The organism is Actinopolyspora sp. BKK2, assembly GCF_011291845.1.
GTDB classification, from domain to species: domain Bacteria; phylum Actinomycetota; class Actinomycetes; order Mycobacteriales; family Pseudonocardiaceae; genus Actinopolyspora; species Actinopolyspora saharensis.
On sequence record NZ_JAANTE010000002.1, the window covers coordinates 107,061 to 125,259 of the forward strand.

Consider the following 18,199-nt stretch of genomic DNA (forward strand, 5'->3'; position numbering starts at 1 on the left):
GCGACCGGGGCCGGCACCCGCGCGGGGCGCCGGCCCCGGAGCGGGGCCGTTCGGTCAGAAGGTCAGCGCCATGCCCGGGTCGGAGAGGATCGCCCCGACGTCGGCGAGGAAGCGGGATCCCTGCTGCCCGTCGACCACGCGGTGGTCGAAGCTCAGCGCGAGCTGGCAGACCTGACGCGGCACCACCTGGCCGTCCACCACCCAGGGCATCTCGCGGATCGCGCCGAAGGCCAGGATGGCCGACTCGCCGGGATTCAGGATGGGAGTCCCGGTGTCCACACCGAACACGCCGACGTTGGTGATCGTGATGGTGCCGTTGGTCATCGCCTCGGGCGGGGTCCTGCCCTCCCGCGCGGTGTTGGTGAGCTCGTCCAGGGCCACCGCGAGCTCCCGCAGCGACATCGCCTCGGCGTCACGCACCTTGGGGACGACCAGCCCCCGGTCGGTGGCCGCGGCCACCCCCAGGTGCACGTAGTCCTTGTAGACGATCTCGCCGGCCTCGCCGTCCCAGGTCGCGTTCACGTCCGGCGTCCTGGCCACCGCCAGGCACATGGCCTTCGCGGCGACGGCCAGCGGTGTCACCTTCACGTCCCGGAAGTCCGGGTGCGTCCTGAGCCGCTGCCGGAACTCCATCATCGGCGTGACGTCGACGGTGAGGAACTCGGTGACGTGCGGTGCGGTGAACGCGCTGTCCACCATCGCCTGGGCCGTGGCCTTGCGCACGCCCTTGACCGGGACGCGGTGCTCCCGTGCCCCGGAGTCGGCGGCCGGAGCGGGGGCGGGGGACTCCGCACCGGCCGCGGCCCGCTCGACGTCCTCGCGGGTGATGACGCCCTCGGAACCGGATCCGGTCAGGGAGCGCAGGTCCACGCCGCGGTCCTTGGCCAGCTTGCGCACCGGAGGTTTGGCCGGGGGAACGCGGTCACCGGAAGGTGCCGAGGAGCCCTGCCGGAACGGAGCGGAGCCGTTCACGGCGGTGCCGCCGGCAGGAGCGCTCCGCGGCGTGCCGTTGGTCCCGTTCCGCTTCGCGGTGGATCCGCTCTCCACCGCGCCCCCGCCAGATGGGGCGTCGGGGGCCGGTTGTGCCGTGGCCGCGGGGGCGGCGCCCCTCTTGCGGGGACGGCGTTTGGCGTTGGAGGAGCGGGGCCCGTATCCGACCAGATTCGCGACCTGCTCCTCGCCGCCCTGCTCGCCGCTCCCACCGCTGGTCTCCGGGGAGGTCTCCGGGGAGGTCTCCGCCCCGGCCCGCTGGTCGTCCAGCTCGATGGCCAGTATCGGGGTGCCGACCTCGACGGTCTGCCCCGGCTGGGCCAGCAGCTCGCCGACCCTGCCCGCGTAGGGGGAGGGGAGCTCGACGGACGCCTTGGCGGTCTCGATCTCCACGATGGTCTGGTTGAGCTCGACCTGATCCCCGGGGCCGACCCGCCAGTTCAGGATTTCCGCCTCGGTCAGGCCTTCGCCGACGTCCGGAAGCGGGAAATTCTTGAGTTGCGACATGGCAGCCCCCTTCAGTACGCCAGCGAATGGTCGACGGCGTCGAGCACCCGATCGAGGTCGGGCAGGTACCCGTCCTCCAACTTGCTCGGTGGGTACGGCGTGTCGAATCCGTTCACCCGCATGACGGGGGCCTCGAGGGAGTAGAAGCACTCCTGCTGGATCCGCGCGGCGACCTCCGAGGTGACCGAGGACTCCGGAGGGGACTCGCTCACCACGATCAGACGTCCGGTCCGGCGCACCGACTCGGCCACGGGGCCGAGGTCCAGCGGTGACAAGGAGCGCAGGTCCACGACCTCGAGCTCGTTGCCGTCCTCGGTGGCCGCGTTGGCCGCGTCCAGACAGGTTTTGACCATGGGGCCGTACGCGGCGAGCGTGGCGGAGCTCCCCCTGCGCAGCAGCGCCGAACTGCCCATGGGCAGGTGCTCGGCCGCGGGGTCGAGCTCGGCCTTCTCCCAGTAGCGCCGCTTCGGTTCGAAGAACAGGACCGGGTCGTCGCTGTCGATGGCCTGCTGCAGCATCCAGTAGGCGTCCACCGGGTTCGAACAGGCCACGACCTTCAGGCCCGCGACGTGCGCGAACAGCGACTCCGGCGACTCGGAGTGGTGCTCGACCGCTCCGATGCCCCCGCCGAAGGGGACGCGGATGACCACCGGGGCCTTGAGCTTGCCCTGGCTGCGGAAGTGCAGCTTGGACAGCTGCGAGACGATCTGGTCGAAGCCGGGGAAGATGAAGCCGTCGAACTGGATCTCGCAGACCGGGCGGAACCCGCGCATCGCGAGCCCGATGGCCGCTCCGATGATCCCGGACTCCGCGAGCGGGGTGTCCAGCACGCGGTGCTCCCCGAAGTCCTTCTGCAGCCCGTCGGTCACCCGGAAGACGCCGCCGAGCTTGCCGATGTCCTCGCCCATGACGAGCACCTTCGGGTCGCGTTCCATGGCGGCGCGCATGGCCATGTTCAGGCCCTTGGCCATGGTGATCGTCCGGGGCTGCGCGGTGTCTGAACCGGTGGTTTCAACGGTGGGCGCGGCCATCAGCGAACACTCCCCTCGGTGTCGTTGCCCGCATCGGCGAAGCCGGAAAGGTATTCGAAGTACTCGTCCCGCTGTGCGGCCACCACGGGGCTCTCCTCCGCGTAGACGGCGGAGAACATCCGTTCCGGCGGGGGGTCGGGCATGTTGAGGCAGAAGTCGCGGAACCGCGTGGCCAGTTCCTCGCCCTCGTCGTCCACCTCGTCGATGAACCCCTGGTCGGCGATCTGCTCCCGGAGCAGGTGCACCCGCAGCCGTTCGATCGGGTCCTTGAGCTTCCACGCCTGGAGGTCGTCGTCCATCCGGTAGCGCGTGGCGTCGTCGGAGGTGGTGTGCGCGTCCATGCGGTAGGTGAAGGCCTCGATCAGCACCGGGCCGTTCCCGTTGCGCGCCTCGTCCAGCGCCCACTTGGAGACGGCGAGGCTGGCGAGCACGTCGTTGCCGTCCACTCGGATGCCGGGGAAGCCGTACCCCCTGGCGCGCTCGTAGAGCGGAACGCGGCTCTGGCGCTCGGTCGGCTCGGAGATCGCCCACTGGTTGTTCTGGCAGAAGAAGACCACGGGGGAGTCGTAGACGGAGGCCCAGACCATGCCCTCGTGCACGTCGCCCTGGCTGGTGGCGCCGTCGCCGAAGAACGTCATCGTGGCTTCGTTCGCGTCGGGGTCGGGGTTGCCGACCCCGCCCTCGAACTTCTGCCCCATCGCGTAACCGGTGGCGTTCACGCACTGGTTGCCGATGACGATGGTGTACAGCCCCATCCCGGTCCGGTTCGGGTCCCAGCTGCCGTGGTCCGTTCCGCGGAATATGCCGAGCAGCTCGGTGGGGTCGATGCCCCGGCACCAGGCCACTCCGTGCTCGCGGTAGCTCGGGAAGGCCATGTCCTGGGGCCGCAGCGCTCTTCCGGCGCCGATCTGCGCCGCTTCCTGGCCGAGCAGCGGCACCCAGATGCCGAGCTGCCCCTGGCGCTGAAGTGAGTTGCCCTCGCGGTCGGCCCGGCGGATCAGCACCATGTCGCGGTACATCCCGCGCAACTGCTGCTCCGAGACGTCGATGTCGAAATCCGGGTGCGATACCCGCTGACCCTCCGGTGTCAGAAGCTGCACGAGGTCAGCTCCGCCTTCGCTGGTCGCGCGCAATCCGGCGATCACCTGCTCCCTCGTTGGTACTGCTGAGGTTGCGGCAGGGGCCGTCTCGTCCGCGTGACCACGATCCTCGGATCGGCTCGGTCGCGTCCAGTGTTCGGGGGACATGTGGATCTCCTCGTCTCACCCGGCCCGATCGCTTGTGACGACGGGTCCGGTTGCTCCGCCCGGTGCCGTTCGGCCTGGTGGGCCCCGGTGCGCCGGGCGCAGCCTTTGGATCGCTGTAGTGGCCATCCTGGCATGACACCCGCCACTTTCGTGAGTCCCGCCACAAAGATCGATCCCGCCTGCAAACCTGTTCCCCGGCACCGTAGTGCTTGCTCGTGAAGCACGTATTCGCAGGTCATCAAAGGGGTGGAGCTCCGATTGACGGGGTTGTGACAGTTGTATAACCAATCTTTTCGGGTTTTGCTCACGAATCGGCGAAAGCCCTTCGTGTGCAGCCCCGCGCGCCATACAATGCGTCGGGTGAATGATCGATCACGTACCGCTTTCGGACTCCCGGGCGAGCTCGTGCTGCTGCTGCACAAGCCGCACGGCGGGCACCACTCGGCCCATCCGGATGTGGCAGTGGCCGCGGCCGAGGTGGCCGAGCTGGTGCTTCGGGGTCATGCCACGATCACCGACCTCGGACTGTCCGGCTCCGGGATGCGGCTGGACGACGTGGAGCCCGGCGGGCTCGAGTGGCTGGACGACGCGCTGGACCAGCTGCGTCGCAAGGTGCGGCGCTCCACCGGTGCGGTTGCCCTCGGTTCCTGGTTCCACTCCAGGAACGGTGTGTTCAAGAGGTACCGGGACCGGATGGCCCGGGACGGGCCGCTGTGGGCGGAGCGGCGCAAGGTGTTCGGCGTGGAGTACTCCAAGTACTTCCCCGACTCGGAGATCAGGGGTGCGCTGGTCCAGGAGCTCGGGGAGGTGGCCAGGCAGGAGCGGGCCGTCGACAACAGGCTGGCCCTGCTCGCCGCGATCGTCCACGGCACCGGTCTGCTGAGCGAGCTCGGGATGGATCGCTCCGAACGGCGGGTGATCAAGTCGCTGGCCCGGGGCGAGAAGCTCGGGGAGGCCGTCGACGCGACCGTGGGGGCGGCGCGGGCGGCCATCGTGGTCGCCGGGGCGGCTGCCGCCACCGGTGGCGGGGACGGCGGAGGAGGCTGACCCGCGGCCGTCGAGTGCTTTTCGGTTTCACGCAAAGCGCCCCACCACCGCGCTGCCACCTCCTAGACTTCGCCGGGTGAGTGAACGATCACCCGGTGTTTCGGACCTGTCGCTGCCAGCCGAGCTCGTGCTGCTGCTGCACAAGACGAACGGCAGGCCGTTCGCCAGCGTGGATGCCCACACCGTCGTGGCCGTGGCCGAGGTGGCCGAGCTCGTGCTGCGCGGCCGGGTCGAGCTGCGCGGACGGAGACCCAGAAGTTCGCGGGTCGTGTTGCTGGACCGGAGCCCGACGGGGGTGGACTGGCTGGACCGGGACCTGGAACTGCTGGTCTTCTGGATGAGCTCGCGCTCGGCCTCGATTTCCCTGCGCACCTGGTTCTCGCTGCGGCGGCTGGCCTTCACCGAGCACCGCAGCCGCTTGCACGCGGCGGGCCACTTCGAGCACCGCAGGGACAGAGTGCTCGGGTTGTGGTCGCACGAGCGCTACGTCCCGTCGGAACGGGAGCGCGGAGCGCGGTTGGAGAAGCTTCTCCGCGTCGCCCGCGGGGAGAGTCACGTCGACGACCGGACGCTGCTGTTCGTGGCGCTGAGCTACTTCAGCGGGCTGTCGCTGGCCCTCTCCGTCGAGCAGTCCCTGCGGGAGCGGCTGGGCTCGATCGCCCGGGGCGAGAAGCTTGGGGAGGCCGTCGACACGACCGTGGTGACGGCGCAGGTGGCCGTCGTGGCGGGCGGAGCGGTGGCCACCGGCGGGGACGGCGACGGTGGGGACGGTGGTGACGGCGGAGGAGGTTGAGGTCTGCCCCACGGGGAGCTGTCCGTTCCGGAAAGTGGGAATACGATCGAGGCGTGGACCACGCAGCAGTTAACACCTTCGTCCGTCAGCAGTGGGACTCCTCCGTGGTGTCCAGCCTCTCCCGGTTGGTCGAGATACCGGCCGTGTCCCCCGGGTTCGATCCCGACTGGGAGGCCAACGGTCGGCTGGATGCGGCCATCGGCCACGTGCGGGAGTGGATCGAGGCAAGGGGCATCGCCGGGGTCGCCACCGAGGTAGTGCGGCTGCCCGGGCGCAGCCCGCTGCTGCTGGTGGACGTCCCGGGCACGGACGGTGCTGCGGACGGCTCGGCCGAGACAGCGCTGCTGTACGGGCACCTGGACAAGCAGCCCCCGATGGAGGGCTGGTCCGCCGGGTTCGGCCCGTGGGACCCGGTGGTGCACGAGGGCAGGCTCTACGGGCGCGGCTCGGTGGACGACGGCTACTCCGGCTACGCGGCCGTGACGGCGATCGAGGCGCTGCGCGCGCAGGGCGGTCGGCATCCGCGCTGCGTGCTGCTGCTGGAGACCGGCGAGGAGTCGGGCAGCCCCGATCTGCCCGCCTACCTGGACCACCTCTCCGAACGACTGGGGCGGATCGGTCTGGTGGTCTGCCTGGACTCCGGCGGCGGGGACTACGAGCGGCTCTGGTTGACCACCTCGCTGCGCGGTCTGGTGCAGGTGAACCTGACCGTCAAGGTGCTCGACTCCGGGCAGCACTCGGGCGCGGCGAGCGGGCTGGTCCCGGACTCCTTCCGGATCGCCCGGCGACTGCTGGACCGGCTGGAGGACCCGGAGACGGGGGAGATCCTGCTGCCGGAGCTGAACGTGCGGATCCCGGACAGCCGCGCCGCGGAGGCGCGTGCGGGTGTCGAGGCGGCGCCGGGGCTGGTGCGCGGTTCGGTGGAGCTGCCGCGGGGGATGCGGATGGTGCACGAGGACGAGGCCGAGCTGGCCCTGAACAACTGGTGGCGCCCCACGCTGACCGTGATCGGTGCGGACGGTCTGCCGCGCCCGGAGGAGGCGGGCAACGTGCTGCGCTCCCGGACCACGCTCGACCTGAGCTTCCGGCTGCCGCCCACCGCCGATCCGGACGCGGCGCTGCGCGCCGTGCGCTCGACGCTGGAGCGGGACGTTCCCTACGGGGCCGAGGTCGAGTTCGGCCACGAGGAGGCAGGCCGGGGGTTCAACGCGCCCGAGACGGCTCCCTGGTTGAACGAGGCGCTGGACCGGGCCAGTGCCGAGGTGTTCGGCGCGGGCTGGCGTTCCATGGGGCTGGGTGGTTCGATCCCGTTCATGGGGCTGCTGCACGAGCGCTACCCGGAGGCGCAGTTCGTGGTCACCGGCGCGCTTGGGCCGCGCAGCAACGCCCACGTGCCGGACGAGTCCCTGGATCTGGACTACGCGGCCAAGGTGACCAGCGCCGTGGCCTACGTGCTCGACGCGCACGCCCGGAAGTGAGCCGGCGGGCTCGCGGGCTCCTCGGGGCGCCCGCGGGCCGGCGTGCGGCCTCCCGGACGGCTGGCCCGCGGACGGCGGCCTCCCGGAGCGGGAGGACCGGTTTCCGCGAATGTGCCTGGTCACTCTTGGTGATGGCCTCCAACCCCTAGTCGCTTCACCTGTTCGGAGGAGGGGTATCGTATTGGCCGCTATCGCGGCCGCTGAACTCGATCTCGTGCGGCGTCGGTTGAGTGACCAAACCAATCGGGAAAGCGCTGCGTGTTCACTCGTTGTGTGGTTGTCATGCTTCCGAGTGAAGTTGACGTGATCGAAACACGTGAGGCCATTTCCGATGGCCCCGGCGGATGGCAGTATCCCAGCATCCGGATTCCCGTCGAGGAGGAGTGACACTGTGGCGCGTCGGACGATGTGGAGAGCGGCGGCTGTGCTGCCCGCGCTCGCACTGGTCGCGGCAGTGGCGGGCTGCGGCAGCGGCGGTGGCGAGGCCAAGGGCATTCCGCTGGTGCAGCAGGGCCAGCTGACCACCTGCACCAACCCGCCGTACGAGCCGTTCGAGTCCAGGAAGAACGGCGAGATCGTCGGCTTCGACATGGCGCTGATCGACCTGGTGGCCGAGGACCTCGGCGTTCCCCAGGAAGTCACCACCGCTCCGTTCGAGACCATCCAGTCCGGCCAGGCGCTCAACGTCGGCAACTGCGACATCGCCGCCTCGGCGATAACGGTCACCGATGTGCGCAAGGAGAACTTCGACTTCTCCGAGCCGTACTTCCAGGCCAGCCAGGCGCTGCTCGTGCCGAAGAGCTCCGGGGTGAACAGCCTGGACCAGCTCGAGGGCAAGACGGTGGGCTACCAGAAGGGCACCACCGGAGAGAAGTACGCCAAGGAGCACGCCAAGCCGAAGGGCATCACGATCAAGCAGTACGCGGACCTGGGGCTGCTTTACCCGGCGCTGAAGAACGGGCAGATCGACGCGGTGATCGCCGACGACTTCGTGCTCCGCGACTTCGTGCAGCAGAACCCGGACTACGAGATGTCCAAGAAGTTCGACACCAGCGAGTCCTACGGCTTCGGGGTGGAGAGCGGCAGCGACAAGCTCCGCAAGAAGATCAACGAGGTGCTCGCGCGGGCCAAGCAGGACGGAACCTACGACCGGCTGCACGAGAAGTGGTTCGGCTTCGCACCCTCGGAGAAGTGAGCTCGCGGTTCCGCCGCTGCGGAACCGGCCGTACTCGCTGAGCCCGTGTACGACGGGCCGGGCGTGAACCGCGCCCGGCCCGCCACGACTGCCCTGGAGTCTCGATGGCAGTAGAATCTCGCCCCGTCAAGAGCGGGATGAGCAAGCGCAAGCGCGCCAAACTGGGGCGCGGCGCGCAGTACGTGGTCCTGATCCTGATCGTGGTCGTGGCCGCCCTGCTGGCCGACTGGGGCAAGATCCAGGAGACCTTCTTCAACGTCGGGGTCGCGCAGTCCATGTTCCCCACCGTGGTCACCACGGCACTGGTGAACACGGCGATCTACACCGCGCTGGGCTTCGCCTTCGGTCTCGGGCTGGCGCTCCTGCTGGCCCTGATGCGGATGTCCTCGGTGGGCCCGTACCGCTGGATCGCGGGTGCCTACATCGAGTTCTTCCGCGGACTGCCCGCGATGCTGGTGTTCCTGTCCGTGGGTGTCGGCGTCCCCACGGCCTTCGAGGACGTCGACCTCAACCGCAACATCACCATCATGCTCTCGCTGGGGATCGTCGGTTCGGCCTACATGGCCGAGACGATCCGCGCGGGGATCAAGGCGGTGCCGAGCGGACAGCTCGAGGCGGCGCGCTCCCTGGGGATGTCGCACGCCCGCGCGACGATGACCATCGTCATCCCGCAGGCCTTCCGGATCATCCTGCCGCCGCTGACCAACGAGCTGATCCTGCTGACCAAGGACTCCTCGCTGGCCTTCGTGCTGGGCGCGCAGCTGGAGCAGCAGGAGCTGACCCAGTTCGGCAGGTCGGCGCTGACCACCTATCCGGGCATGACCTCGATCCTGGTCGTCGGGCTGTGCTATTTGGTGATCACGATCCCGCTGGGGATCCTGCAGCAGCGCCTGGAGCGCAGGTTCGGCCCCGACGGCGGACAGGGGAGCAAGTCATGAGCGACGTCAAGATCGACATATCGGGGCTGCGCAAGTCCTTCGGGCAGCTGGAAGTGCTCGGCGGGGTCGACCAGCGGGTCGAGTCCGGCGAGGTGGTCTGCGTGATCGGGCCCTCCGGCTCGGGTAAGTCCACTTTCCTGCGCTGCGTCAACCTGCTGGAGCAGCCCACCGCGGGCAGGATCGTCGTGGACGGGATGGAGCTGACCGACCCGGACACGGACATCGACGTGGCCCGGGCGCGCATCGGGATGGTCTTCCAGCAGTTCAACCTGTTCACGCACCTGTCGGTGCTGGACAACCTCACCGTGGCCCAGCGCAAGGTGCTCGGGCGGGACCGGACCAAGGCCGAGTCCGTGGCCAGGGAGAACCTGCGCAAGGTCGGGCTGGAGGACAAGGCCGGTTCCATGCCGGGGCGGTTGTCGGGCGGGCAGCAGCAGCGCGTCGGGATAGCTCGCGCCCTGGCGATGGACCCGGACGTGATGCTGTTCGACGAGCCCACCTCGGCGCTGGACCCCGAGCTGGTCGGGGACGTGCTTGGGGTGATGCGCAGGCTGGCCGACGAGGGCATGACGATGCTGGTGGTCACCCACGAGATGCAGTTCGCGCGGGAGGTGGCCGACCGCGTGCTGTTCATGGACGGCGGAGTCATCGTCGAGCAGGGCGCACCGGCCGACGTCATCGGGGCGCCGCAGCAGGAGCGCACTCGCGGGTTCCTCGCCAGGGTGCTGGATCCGACGCACGCCGAGCCGGAGGACTGAGGTTCTGCTCGCGCGGCTCGTCGCGCGCCTCGTGCGGGTCCGTGCTGGGCCCGTGCGCGGGCTGCTCGTTCGCGGGTGCCCCGGGCCCGGGGTGACCGGGCGGTCTCGTTCGAGCCGGGGTGTCGAGTCAGGGCGAGCGGCCGGTGGTGCCGCGCCGTTCGTCCGCTCCGCCCTCCTGCTCGGACCGGCGCTGGGACAGCAGCAGCATGGCGCGGTACAGCCCCGGCCCGCGTGATTCGCGGGAGTCGGTTCGCCTCAGGGGAGCGGCCTGCTCGCCCTCTCCGGGGGGCGGGCCCTTCTTCTTCCGGGAGAACCTGCCGTCGTCCGCTCCGCGCAGGAACAACCAGATCGCCAGGAGCGCGATCAGGGCGAGTGCGACCGTGGCCAGATCAACCATCACACACCTCCTCGGGTGTGTTGCGCAGCCTTTCCGGTTTCTCGGACGCGTTGAGTGTGCCCCGTGGCTCGCTGACCCGGCCAACCCAATCTCACTCGTTGACGCTGAGTATTCTTACGTCGTCCGAACGGTCGGGATCCGGTGCTGAGGAGTTCTTCCCCGCGCATTCCGGGGCGGATCGGCAGGCAATCCGGCGAGTTCGCGGAAATATCCGCGCGAAACCTCGGATCGGGTGATTCCGCTTGCCGAAGTGTCGATCAAGCTTCCACTCGACGGAGTGAGTTGCGGAGATTGACTTCAAACAAAAATACGCTCCGTGATAAGTCGTGCGGGCATTCCGCGAAGTCCGCGGAATGCCCGCACGACTACCCCGCACGAGCAACGGGGCGGTTCGCCCCGGCGGAGCGCTGGACGGAGCGCCTCACTCGCCGACGCGCTGCTTGAGGGCCTCCAGCTCGTCACGCATCGAGGTGGGCAGGGCGTCGCCGATGGTGTCGAACCACTCCTCGATCAGCGGGAGCTCCGCGCGCCACTCGGAGCGGTCCACCTCCAGCGACTGCTCGATCTCCTCGCGGGTGGCGTCGAGGTTGCTCAGGTCGAGCTGGTCGGCGGTGGGAACCCGGCCGATAGCGGTCTCCTCCGCGGCCGCGTTGCCCTCGAGCCGGTCCACGATCCACTTGAGCACGCGGCAGTTCTCGCCGAAACCGGGCCAGACGATCTTCTCGCCGGAGGGGTCCCTGCGGAACCAGTTCACGTAGTAGATGCTCGGCATCTTGGAGGCGTCGGCCTCCTTGCCCATGTTGACCCAGTGCTGGAAGTAGTCCCCGACGTTGTAGCCGATGAACGGCAGCATGGCCATCGGGTCGCGCCGGACCTCGCCGACCTTGCCCGCGGCTGCCGCGGTCTTCTCGGAGGACAGCGTGGCCCCCATGAACACGCCGTGCTGCCAGTCGAAGGCCTCGTTGACCAGCGGGATCGTGGTCTTGCGGCGCCCGCCGAACAGGATGGCCGAGATCGGCACGCCCTGCGGGTCGTCCCACTCCGGCGCCAGGATCGGGCACTGCGACATCGGGGTGCAGTAGCGCGAGTTGGGGTGGGCGGCCTTCTCGTCGGAGTCGGGCGTCCAGTCCCGCCCCTTCCAGTCGGTCAGGTGCGCGGGCTCGCCCTCCATCTCCTCCCACCACACGTCGTCGTCGTCGGTGAGCGCGACGTTGGTGAAGATGGAGTTGCCCTTCTCGACGGTGCGCATCGCGTTGGGGTTGGTGTTCCAGTTGGTCCCCGGGGCGACGCCGAAGAAACCGGCCTCGGGGTTGACGGCGTAGAGCCTGCCGTCCTCGCCGAAGCGCATCCACGCGATGTCGTCGCCGAGGGTCTCGACCCGCCAGCCGGGGATGGTCGGCTCGAGCATCGCCAGGTTGGTCTTGCCGCAGGCCGACGGGAAGGCGGCCGCCACGTAGTAGACCCTGTTCTCCGGCGAGATCAGCTTAAGGATCAGCATGTGCTCGGCCAGCCAGCCCTCGTCACGGGCCATAGCCGAGGCGATCCGCAGGGAGTAGCACTTCTTGCCGAGCAGCGCGTTGCCGCCGTAGCCGGAGCCGAAGCTCCAGATCAGCCGCTCCTCGGGGAAGTGCGTGATGTACTTGGTCTCGTTGCACGGCCACGGGACGTCCTGCTGGCCGGGTTCGAGCGGGGCACCGACCGAGTGCAGCGCGGGCACGAACTCGGCGTCGCTGTCCTCGGCGAACCGTTCCAGCACCCGGTCACCCATCCGCGTCATGATGTGCATGGAGACCACCACGTACTCGGAGTCGGTGATCTCCACGCCCAGGCGCGGCGGGTCCGCCTCGACCGGGCCCATGCAGAACGGGACCACGTACATCGTCCGGCCACGCATGCAGCCCCGGTAGAGCTCGGTCATGGTGGCCTTCATCCGGTCCGGGTCCATCCAGTTGTTCGTCACGCCCGCGTCGGCCTTGTCGCGCGAGCAGATGAACGTGCGCTCCTCGACGCGGGCGACGTCGCTGGGGTCGGAGGCCGTCCAGAACGAGTTGGGTTTCTTCGACTCGTCCAGTCGCTTGAAGGTGCCGGCCTCGACCAGTCGGTCCGTCAGACGCTGCCATTCCTCCTGGGACCCGTCGCACCACACGACCTGTTCGGGCGTGGTCAGTTCCGCGACCTCGCGTACCCATGACAGCAGGCGTTCGTGATTCACGGGTGCCTGGTCGAGACCGGGGATGGTCAGAGCGGTCATCGCGTCGTGTCTCCTGACTGGGCGCCTCAGCCCGGATTCTTCGTTCCGTCGACGCACCGGCCGACGGGGCTTTCAAGGAATGCATCGCTCCGCCCGGAAATTCCGGGCGGAGCTGCGAAGTGGATGCACCGAGACTAACCGGATGGCCCTGCGTTTACGGAGATCAGCGTTGTCGCTTCCCTCACAGGAACGATAAGGGAATCGATTCAGTTGGGCGGGATACACGAAAATTAGCGTGTCGTTGCCCGCTTCGCGCCATGTTTTCCTGCCCGAGTGGGGGTGTCGCGGGTTCGTCGTCTTCTTCGGGGAAAATGGTTCAACCGATTTTGCGTGTGTTCCGGGTCACATTTTTGTTTTGGGGGTTTGGTGATGTCGGGCGGACGGCAAGCGGATGAGCGCGCATTTCCGGTCCTCCCGCGCGTTCAGCCCCAGAAGGCGTCGCTGGCCGGGTCGGTTTCGCCGGGGTCCGGGGTGCGGTGCGGAGACGGGGCCGGATCGGCCTGCTCGCCGGACTCCCACAGCCAGTCCTCGGCACCGGTGACCGGGCTCTTCGTCTGCCCGGAGGCGTACTGCCCGCTGCCGTCGAAGCTCCCCTGGTCGACCACGGTCCACTCGCCGTCGCCGGTGTGCTTGGCCACGGTCACCTCGCCGGAGTCGTTGATCCGGACCATCTGGTCGGCGGCTCCGTCCCCGTTCACATCGGTGACCAGCATCTGCCCGCCGTCGGTGTCGACCACCGCCGTGTCCGGCCTGCCGTCGTTGTTGGTGTCCTCGGTCGGAGGGCCCACCTCCCGGTCGCCCCGGGGAGTGTCGACCACCATCGCTTGTCCTCCGGCGTCGTCCCGCGGGTCCTGCCGGGGCGATCCGTCCGGCTGCTCGGGCACCCACTCCCCGGAGACCTCGTCGAAGCGGGCGCGCTCCACGACGTTGCCCTGCTCGTCGACGGTGCGCATGACGTCGGCCGCGCCGTCGGAGTCCGAGTCGGTGTAGGCGAGGTAGCCGTCGTCGGTGAGCACGGCCACGGTCTCGTCCACTCCGTTCTGGTCCAGGTCGTGGTTGGCCTCGGCGGTGTACTCCGCGCCGTCCACGTTGATGCGGATGTCGCCGTCTCCGGAACCGGTGTCCTCCACGTACATGAGGTGAGCACTCCCGTCGTAGCCGTCGTTGCTCGTTCGCACCTGGGACGCGGCGCGCCGGCGCGCGGTTCCCGAGGCGTGCTCGGGCGGAGGGCTGCTCCGTGCGGCGGCTCGGCCGCGGGGCCGGGTGGGCTTGCCCGGGGCAGTCTCTTCGGACTGTGACGTGCCGCCCCCTGTACTACTATCGCCAAGGGCCTTAAGTATAGGCTAACCTTACCCGCGGATCGGGTCGGCAGGACTCGATCGGGTGGTTCGTCCGGTTGTTCGGTCGTGCCGCGGCGGGGCCGCGGAGCGGGCCCTCGCGACAACCGGACCGCGAATCTTCGCAAGCCCGCTCGTGCGAGAAGGGGAGACCCCATGACCGCTGCGCTCGAACACACGGCTCGTCGTAACGAGCAGAAACCCGAGTACCGGGTTTACACCGTCGAGGTGGTCGCTCGGAAGCGGTTGAGCCCGAGCTTCGTGCGCGTGACGGTGGCGGGCGAGTGCCTGCGCTCCTTCGGCGCGGGCGGGGCCGACCAGCGCATCAAGCTGATGCTGCCCCAACCGGGGCGGACCGTCGCCGACGTTCCGCAGGGGCGGGACTGGTACGCCGAGTGGCAGGCGATGCCGGAGGAGACGCGGCCCACGATGCGGACCTACACGGTGCGCGCCTTCCGGCCGTCCCGGGCGGAGATCGACATCGACTTCGTGCTGCACGGGTCCGAAGTGGACTCGGGAGGTCCCGCGTCCAACTGGGCCGCTTCCGCTCAACCGGGGGATCGGGTGGCGCTGCTCGGGCCGGACCGCCCCGGGACCGGGCGCATGTGGGGGTGCGAGTGGTGCCCGCCCGCCACGGCCCGGCGGCTGCTGCTGGCCGGGGACGAGACCGCCATCCCCGCGGTGGGGGCCATCCTCGAATCGCTGCCCGCGAGCGCTTGCGGCATCGCCTGCCTGGAGATCCCGACAGAGGACGACGTCCAGGACTGGAAGGTCCCGAGCGGGATGGAGGTCCGGTGGCTGCCGAGGAAGGTGGGGACCGTGCGGCAGCACCACGGTTCGCTGCTGGAGGGCGCCCTGTCCGAGGCGTTGCGGGAGCTGTGCGGCGGGAACGCGGAGCCGGAGCAGCTCACCTCGTCCCCTTCCGCGTCCCTGGAGGACGTGGACGTGGACAGCTGCCCGCTCTGGGAGGTCCCGGAGGCTCCCGCCCGGGAGTACGTCGACGTGGAAAGCGGGGAGCTCTACGGCTGGCTCGCCGGTGAGGCCGGGGTGATCAAGCGCCTGCGCAGGATGACGGTCAACCAGTACGGGGTTCCGCGCACCTCGGTGGCCTTCATGGGGTACTGGCGCGAGGGCCGTCACTGACGGGTCGGTCCGCGCGCCGCGGTGCGCGTGCGGAGTCCGGTCTCACGCGGCCACCGACCACCGGTGCGGTCCGGTCGGGGTGTCGAGCCGGACCGCGTGCGTCCCGTCCGGGGACACGGTCAGTTCGTACTGCTGCGGTGTCGGTTTGCCCGCGGACAGCCACCAGCGGTGGGCGGTGTCCACCTCGTTCCACAGGCGGCGCGGGCCGAGTTGGCGCACGGTCCACGGATGCAGGCCACGGACGAGCTCCACCCGTGCCCACGAGGTCGAGCGGGCATCGTGCAGTTCCACGTTGCGGTGGTCGGCGTCGAGGTCCTCCACGGTGACGTAGCAGTTCGGCACGCGCAGTCCGATCGTGAAGGAGGCGTGCGCGAAGGTGACCATCTCGAACAGCTCCCGGCCGCCGCGTCGGGTCACCGTGCTGTCCGCCGCTTCGATCTCGTCTTCGCTCGGTTCGAGGAAGTCGCGGCGCTGGTCCCTGAGCCGCATGAACGCCAGATCGGTTCCACATCGGCCGGAGGCCGAGCCGTCCTCGTGCACCTCCCACCGCGTGAGCGCGTCGTCGCCGTAGTCGGTTCCCCACGGGGTGACGATCTTTCCACCGGGCCGGGTCTGCGCGATCCACGCGCGCGGGATCCGCCGGGCGGAGGCGGTGCAGACCACCCGGTCGTACGGGGCTGCGGGAGGGTGCCCGGCGAGGCCGTCCGCGGTCACGACCAGCGGGGAGTAGCCTGCGCTGAGCAGGTGGGTGCGGGCCCGGTCGGCGACCTCGCTGTCCACTTCGACCGACACGACGCGTCCGCGCGGGCCGACCCGCTCGGTGAGCAGGGCGGCGTTCCAGCCGGTTCCCGTGCCGATCTCCAGCACGCGGTGGCCCGCGCGCACGTCGAGCTCCTCGAGCATGGCGGTGACCAGGGACGGTTGGCTGCACGAACTGGACGGGCGAAGTCCCACGCCGCTCGGTGGTGCCCTGCCGTCGTCGACCTGGGTGACGATCGGTTCGTCCGCCTCGACCAGGGCACGCCACCCGGCTTCGTCGTCGGTGCGGGAGACGGGGGTGAATCCGTCACCAGCGGGGTTTTCCAGCCAGACCACGGACGGAACGAACCGGTCGCGCGGTACCGGGAGCCGAGCACGCGAGTGAGTCATCCGCCGTGCCGTCGCTACTTGTCCTCGTGCTTGTCCCCGTCGTCCTTGGTTTCCCAGTTCTCCCACTTGTCGGGTTGGGGAGTGCCTTGGCCGTCCCGGTCCGAGTCGCGCCTGCCCATGCTCGACCTCCACAGCATCGGATCGATCTCCTCGAGTGCGAGGTTAGCGACCGGTGCTGCTCGCGCGGTAGATATCGACCAGGGGACGCGGAGGTCCGCGACGCGCTAGGTCCCGCCCGGTGGTGCGCCGAGCGGGACTGCGCGAAGCGAGGTCAGTCGTCGAGGCGGTCGCTCTTGAGCGCGTCGAGGAAGGAGCCCCACTGCGAACGTGTGAACGCGAGGGTGGGGCTGTCCTCGCCGAGTTTGCTGTCTCGTAGGAGAGCGGTCCCCGGCAGGTTCTGGGCGATCTCGACGCATTCTCCTCCACCGTTGCTGTGGCTGGACTTGCGCCAGCGCGCCTGTCCCAGGTCCGGCTGTTGCATGGCTCGTGCTCCTCGGTTCGGAAGTCTCGGCGGCTATCCCCGGAAGTACCGGTCGCGAGGAGCGCTGTGCGAGGGCCGATCCGGTGACAGTGGACGTCCGTCAGGGGAAAACGTCCCGCCGTCGGCAAGGGGCGGGACGCTGGACCGCGCGTGCACTGTGCTCGATCATAGTTCTCGGCCGCGGCTACGTGGCCTGTTCGCGGCCAGGACTGCTTCCGAAGTTTCGCTGGTCAGTCCGCGAAGCGGTTGTTCTTGATCGAGGACATGAGCGCGGACCACGCGGTGTTGCTCACCGTGAGGGTTCCACCGTCGCGGTCCTTGGTGTCTCGGATGAAGTGGGAACCGTTCAGTCCGGCGACCTCGACACAGTTGCCGGTGTTGCCGCTGTAGCTCGACGTCTGCCAGGGGAGACGCTGTTCGACCGTGGACATCTGTGGCCTCGCATCCGGGTTATCAGTCGAGTGAGCCCTCTCGGAGCGTGTCGAGAAACGTGTTCCACTGCGAACGGGTGAACGCGAGGGTGGGGCTGTTGTCGCCGAGTTTCGTGTCGCGTACTCCGGCAGCGGAAGGCGCAATCCCCACTTCAACGCAGGCACCGCCGTTACCACTGCTTCGGCTGCTCTTACGCCACCGCGCTTCAGTGAGGTCGGGGGCCGACATCCCGTCACCTTCCAGCGTCAAGCTCTTCTATGGTTTGCTTCAGCATGGAGTGGGACTCGTGCAAGCCGAGCGCATCCATCCGTAGCCGCTCGCAGACCAGGTTATACGTGTCGAGGTGGTGCGGTCGATCCAGGTAGTCCGCGCTTGTGATGTCTCCGGCATACACCGTGCGCTTGTGGTTGTTGCGCAGCCGCAGGATCGTGAAGGAAGTGCCCAGCGAAGCGTGGCTACCGGCACTGAACGGCAGCACCTGCACCGCTACGTGCTGGAGTTCCGCCAAGTCGCAGAGAAGTTCCAGCTGTTCGGTCATGACTGCTGTGCCGCCGATTCGGCGTTTCAACGTACCTTCGCTGAGGACGACCGAGTGTGGGGCTGTTTTTGTGTCCGGCGCTGTCGCAGTTCGGTGCTGGGATCACGGCCCAGAAACCTTCCGGAACATGAGCTGAGATCACATGCGGCGTGATGTCGTGATCGAGCTACTCAACCGAACTTCGGACCGTTGAGCACAGCGGCCTATCAGGAAGAAGTCCCGCCCGACGGCACATCGAGCGGGACTTCGCGAAGCGGGATCAGCCGTCGAGGCGGTCGCTTTTGATCGCGTCGAGGAACTGTGTCCACGCGGTTTTGCCGAACGGCAGGACGGGGCTGTCGTCGCCGAGTTTGCTGTCGGCGACGCCGGTGGCGGTGGGCACGTGCGCCACCATGACACACGCTCCACCGCCTCCGTTGCTACGGCTGGACTTGCGCCAGCGCGCATGCGTGAAGTCCGCGGTGGTCATGACATGCTCCCTTGCCGT

The 18,199-nt window shown here is 68.9% G+C and carries 19 protein-coding genes and 1 pseudogene; 7 read left to right on the plus strand and 13 right to left on the minus strand.

The window, feature by feature from the left end; translation table 11 throughout:
- Positions 1-54: 54 nt before the first annotated feature.
- The 3 genes from G9Q41_RS04280 to pdhA are packed head-to-tail and all read right to left on the minus strand — an operon-like array spanning position 55 to position 3,673.
- Positions 55-1,497: a dihydrolipoamide acetyltransferase family protein gene (locus G9Q41_RS04280; RefSeq protein WP_165632034.1), complete on the minus strand. Its 1,443-nt coding sequence runs from the start codon at positions 1,495-1,497 to the stop codon at positions 55-57.
- Between the two features lie 11 nt (positions 1,498-1,508).
- Complete coding sequence (locus G9Q41_RS04285) at positions 1,509-2,528, minus strand: alpha-ketoacid dehydrogenase subunit beta (RefSeq protein WP_165632033.1); 1,020 nt, start codon at positions 2,526-2,528, stop codon at positions 1,509-1,511.
- Positions 2,528-3,673 carry a pyruvate dehydrogenase (acetyl-transferring) E1 component subunit alpha gene (gene pdhA, locus G9Q41_RS04290; protein WP_092525400.1) on the minus strand — a complete coding sequence of 382 codons (1,146 nt, stop codon included), beginning with the start codon at positions 3,671-3,673 and terminating at the stop codon, positions 2,528-2,530. Before pdhA ends, G9Q41_RS04285 begins: the two co-directional genes overlap by 1 nt.
- A gap of 453 nt (positions 3,674-4,126) precedes the next feature.
- Here pdhA and G9Q41_RS04295 point away from each other — a divergent pair, with 453 nt between their 5' ends.
- From G9Q41_RS04295 to G9Q41_RS04320, 6 genes are all read left to right on the plus strand, one after another.
- On the plus strand, positions 4,127-4,822 hold the full coding sequence (locus tag G9Q41_RS04295; protein ID WP_092525402.1) for a GPP34 family phosphoprotein: 696 nt from the start codon (positions 4,127-4,129) through the stop codon (positions 4,820-4,822).
- A gap of 76 nt (positions 4,823-4,898) precedes the next feature.
- On the plus strand, positions 4,899-5,615 hold the full coding sequence (locus G9Q41_RS04300) for a GPP34 family phosphoprotein (RefSeq protein ID WP_165632031.1): 717 nt from the start codon (positions 4,899-4,901) through the stop codon (positions 5,613-5,615).
- A gap of 53 nt (positions 5,616-5,668) precedes the next feature.
- Positions 5,669-7,093, plus strand: a complete 1,425-nt coding sequence (locus tag G9Q41_RS04305) for a M20/M25/M40 family metallo-hydrolase (RefSeq protein ID WP_092525406.1) — start codon at positions 5,669-5,671, stop codon at positions 7,091-7,093.
- Positions 7,094-7,499: 406 nt separating this feature from the next.
- Positions 7,500-8,288: a transporter substrate-binding domain-containing protein gene (locus G9Q41_RS04310; protein WP_207630701.1), complete on the plus strand. Its 789-nt coding sequence runs from the start codon at positions 7,500-7,502 to the stop codon at positions 8,286-8,288.
- Between the two features lie 137 nt (positions 8,289-8,425).
- Positions 8,426-9,226: an amino acid ABC transporter permease gene (locus tag G9Q41_RS04315; protein ID WP_165632139.1), complete on the plus strand. Its 801-nt coding sequence runs from the start codon at positions 8,426-8,428 to the stop codon at positions 9,224-9,226.
- Positions 9,223-9,984, plus strand: coding sequence for an amino acid ABC transporter ATP-binding protein (locus G9Q41_RS04320; protein ID WP_165632029.1), 762 nt, complete (start codon positions 9,223-9,225; stop codon positions 9,982-9,984). Before G9Q41_RS04315 ends, G9Q41_RS04320 begins: the two co-directional genes overlap by 4 nt.
- A gap of 127 nt (positions 9,985-10,111) precedes the next feature.
- Here G9Q41_RS04320 and G9Q41_RS04325 read toward each other — a convergent pair whose 3' ends face one another.
- The 3 genes from G9Q41_RS04325 to G9Q41_RS04335 form a co-directional block, all read right to left on the minus strand.
- Complete coding sequence (locus G9Q41_RS04325; protein WP_165632028.1) at positions 10,112-10,381, minus strand: hypothetical protein; 270 nt, start codon at positions 10,379-10,381, stop codon at positions 10,112-10,114.
- Between the two features lie 421 nt (positions 10,382-10,802).
- A complete protein-coding gene (locus tag G9Q41_RS04330) occupies positions 10,803-12,632 on the minus strand; it encodes a phosphoenolpyruvate carboxykinase (GTP) (protein ID WP_165632027.1) in 1,830 nt (609 codons plus the stop codon).
- 422 nt (positions 12,633-13,054) lie between these two features.
- Positions 13,055-13,768, minus strand: a complete 714-nt coding sequence (locus tag G9Q41_RS04335; RefSeq protein ID WP_092525418.1) for a DUF6802 family protein — start codon at positions 13,766-13,768, stop codon at positions 13,055-13,057.
- A 357-nt stretch (positions 13,769-14,125) separates the two neighbouring features.
- Between G9Q41_RS04335 and G9Q41_RS04340 the strand changes: the two genes are divergently transcribed.
- Positions 14,126-15,112, plus strand: a complete 987-nt coding sequence (locus tag G9Q41_RS04340; protein WP_165632026.1) for a siderophore-interacting protein — start codon at positions 14,126-14,128, stop codon at positions 15,110-15,112.
- Between the two features lie 42 nt (positions 15,113-15,154).
- On the opposite strand, the gene G9Q41_RS04345 is transcribed toward G9Q41_RS04340, so the two are convergent.
- The 7 genes and pseudogenes from G9Q41_RS04345 to G9Q41_RS04370 form a co-directional block, all read right to left on the minus strand.
- Positions 15,155-16,207: a methyltransferase domain-containing protein gene (locus G9Q41_RS04345; protein ID WP_165632025.1), complete on the minus strand. Its 1,053-nt coding sequence runs from the start codon at positions 16,205-16,207 to the stop codon at positions 15,155-15,157.
- A 68-nt stretch (positions 16,208-16,275) separates the two neighbouring features.
- On the minus strand, positions 16,276-16,398 hold the full coding sequence (locus G9Q41_RS22230; protein ID WP_278250797.1) for a hypothetical protein: 123 nt from the start codon (positions 16,396-16,398) through the stop codon (positions 16,276-16,278).
- Between the two features lie 134 nt (positions 16,399-16,532).
- Entirely contained in the window at positions 16,533-16,742 is a 210-nt protein-coding gene (locus G9Q41_RS04350) for a DUF397 domain-containing protein (RefSeq protein WP_165632024.1), read from the minus strand.
- Positions 16,743-16,972: 230 nt separating this feature from the next.
- Positions 16,973-17,173, minus strand: coding sequence for a DUF397 domain-containing protein (locus tag G9Q41_RS04355; protein ID WP_165632023.1), 201 nt, complete (start codon positions 17,171-17,173; stop codon positions 16,973-16,975).
- Between the two features lie 22 nt (positions 17,174-17,195).
- Entirely contained in the window at positions 17,196-17,402 is a 207-nt protein-coding gene (locus tag G9Q41_RS04360) for a DUF397 domain-containing protein (RefSeq protein ID WP_165632138.1), read from the minus strand.
- Positions 17,403-17,406: 4 nt separating this feature from the next.
- Positions 17,407-17,799 (minus strand): annotated as a pseudogene (locus G9Q41_RS04365) (Scr1 family TA system antitoxin-like transcriptional regulator); the annotation flags it as partial.
- Positions 17,800-17,971: 172 nt separating this feature from the next.
- Positions 17,972-18,181: a DUF397 domain-containing protein gene (locus G9Q41_RS04370; protein WP_165632021.1), complete on the minus strand. Its 210-nt coding sequence runs from the start codon at positions 18,179-18,181 to the stop codon at positions 17,972-17,974.
- Positions 18,182-18,199: the final 18 nt, after the last annotated feature.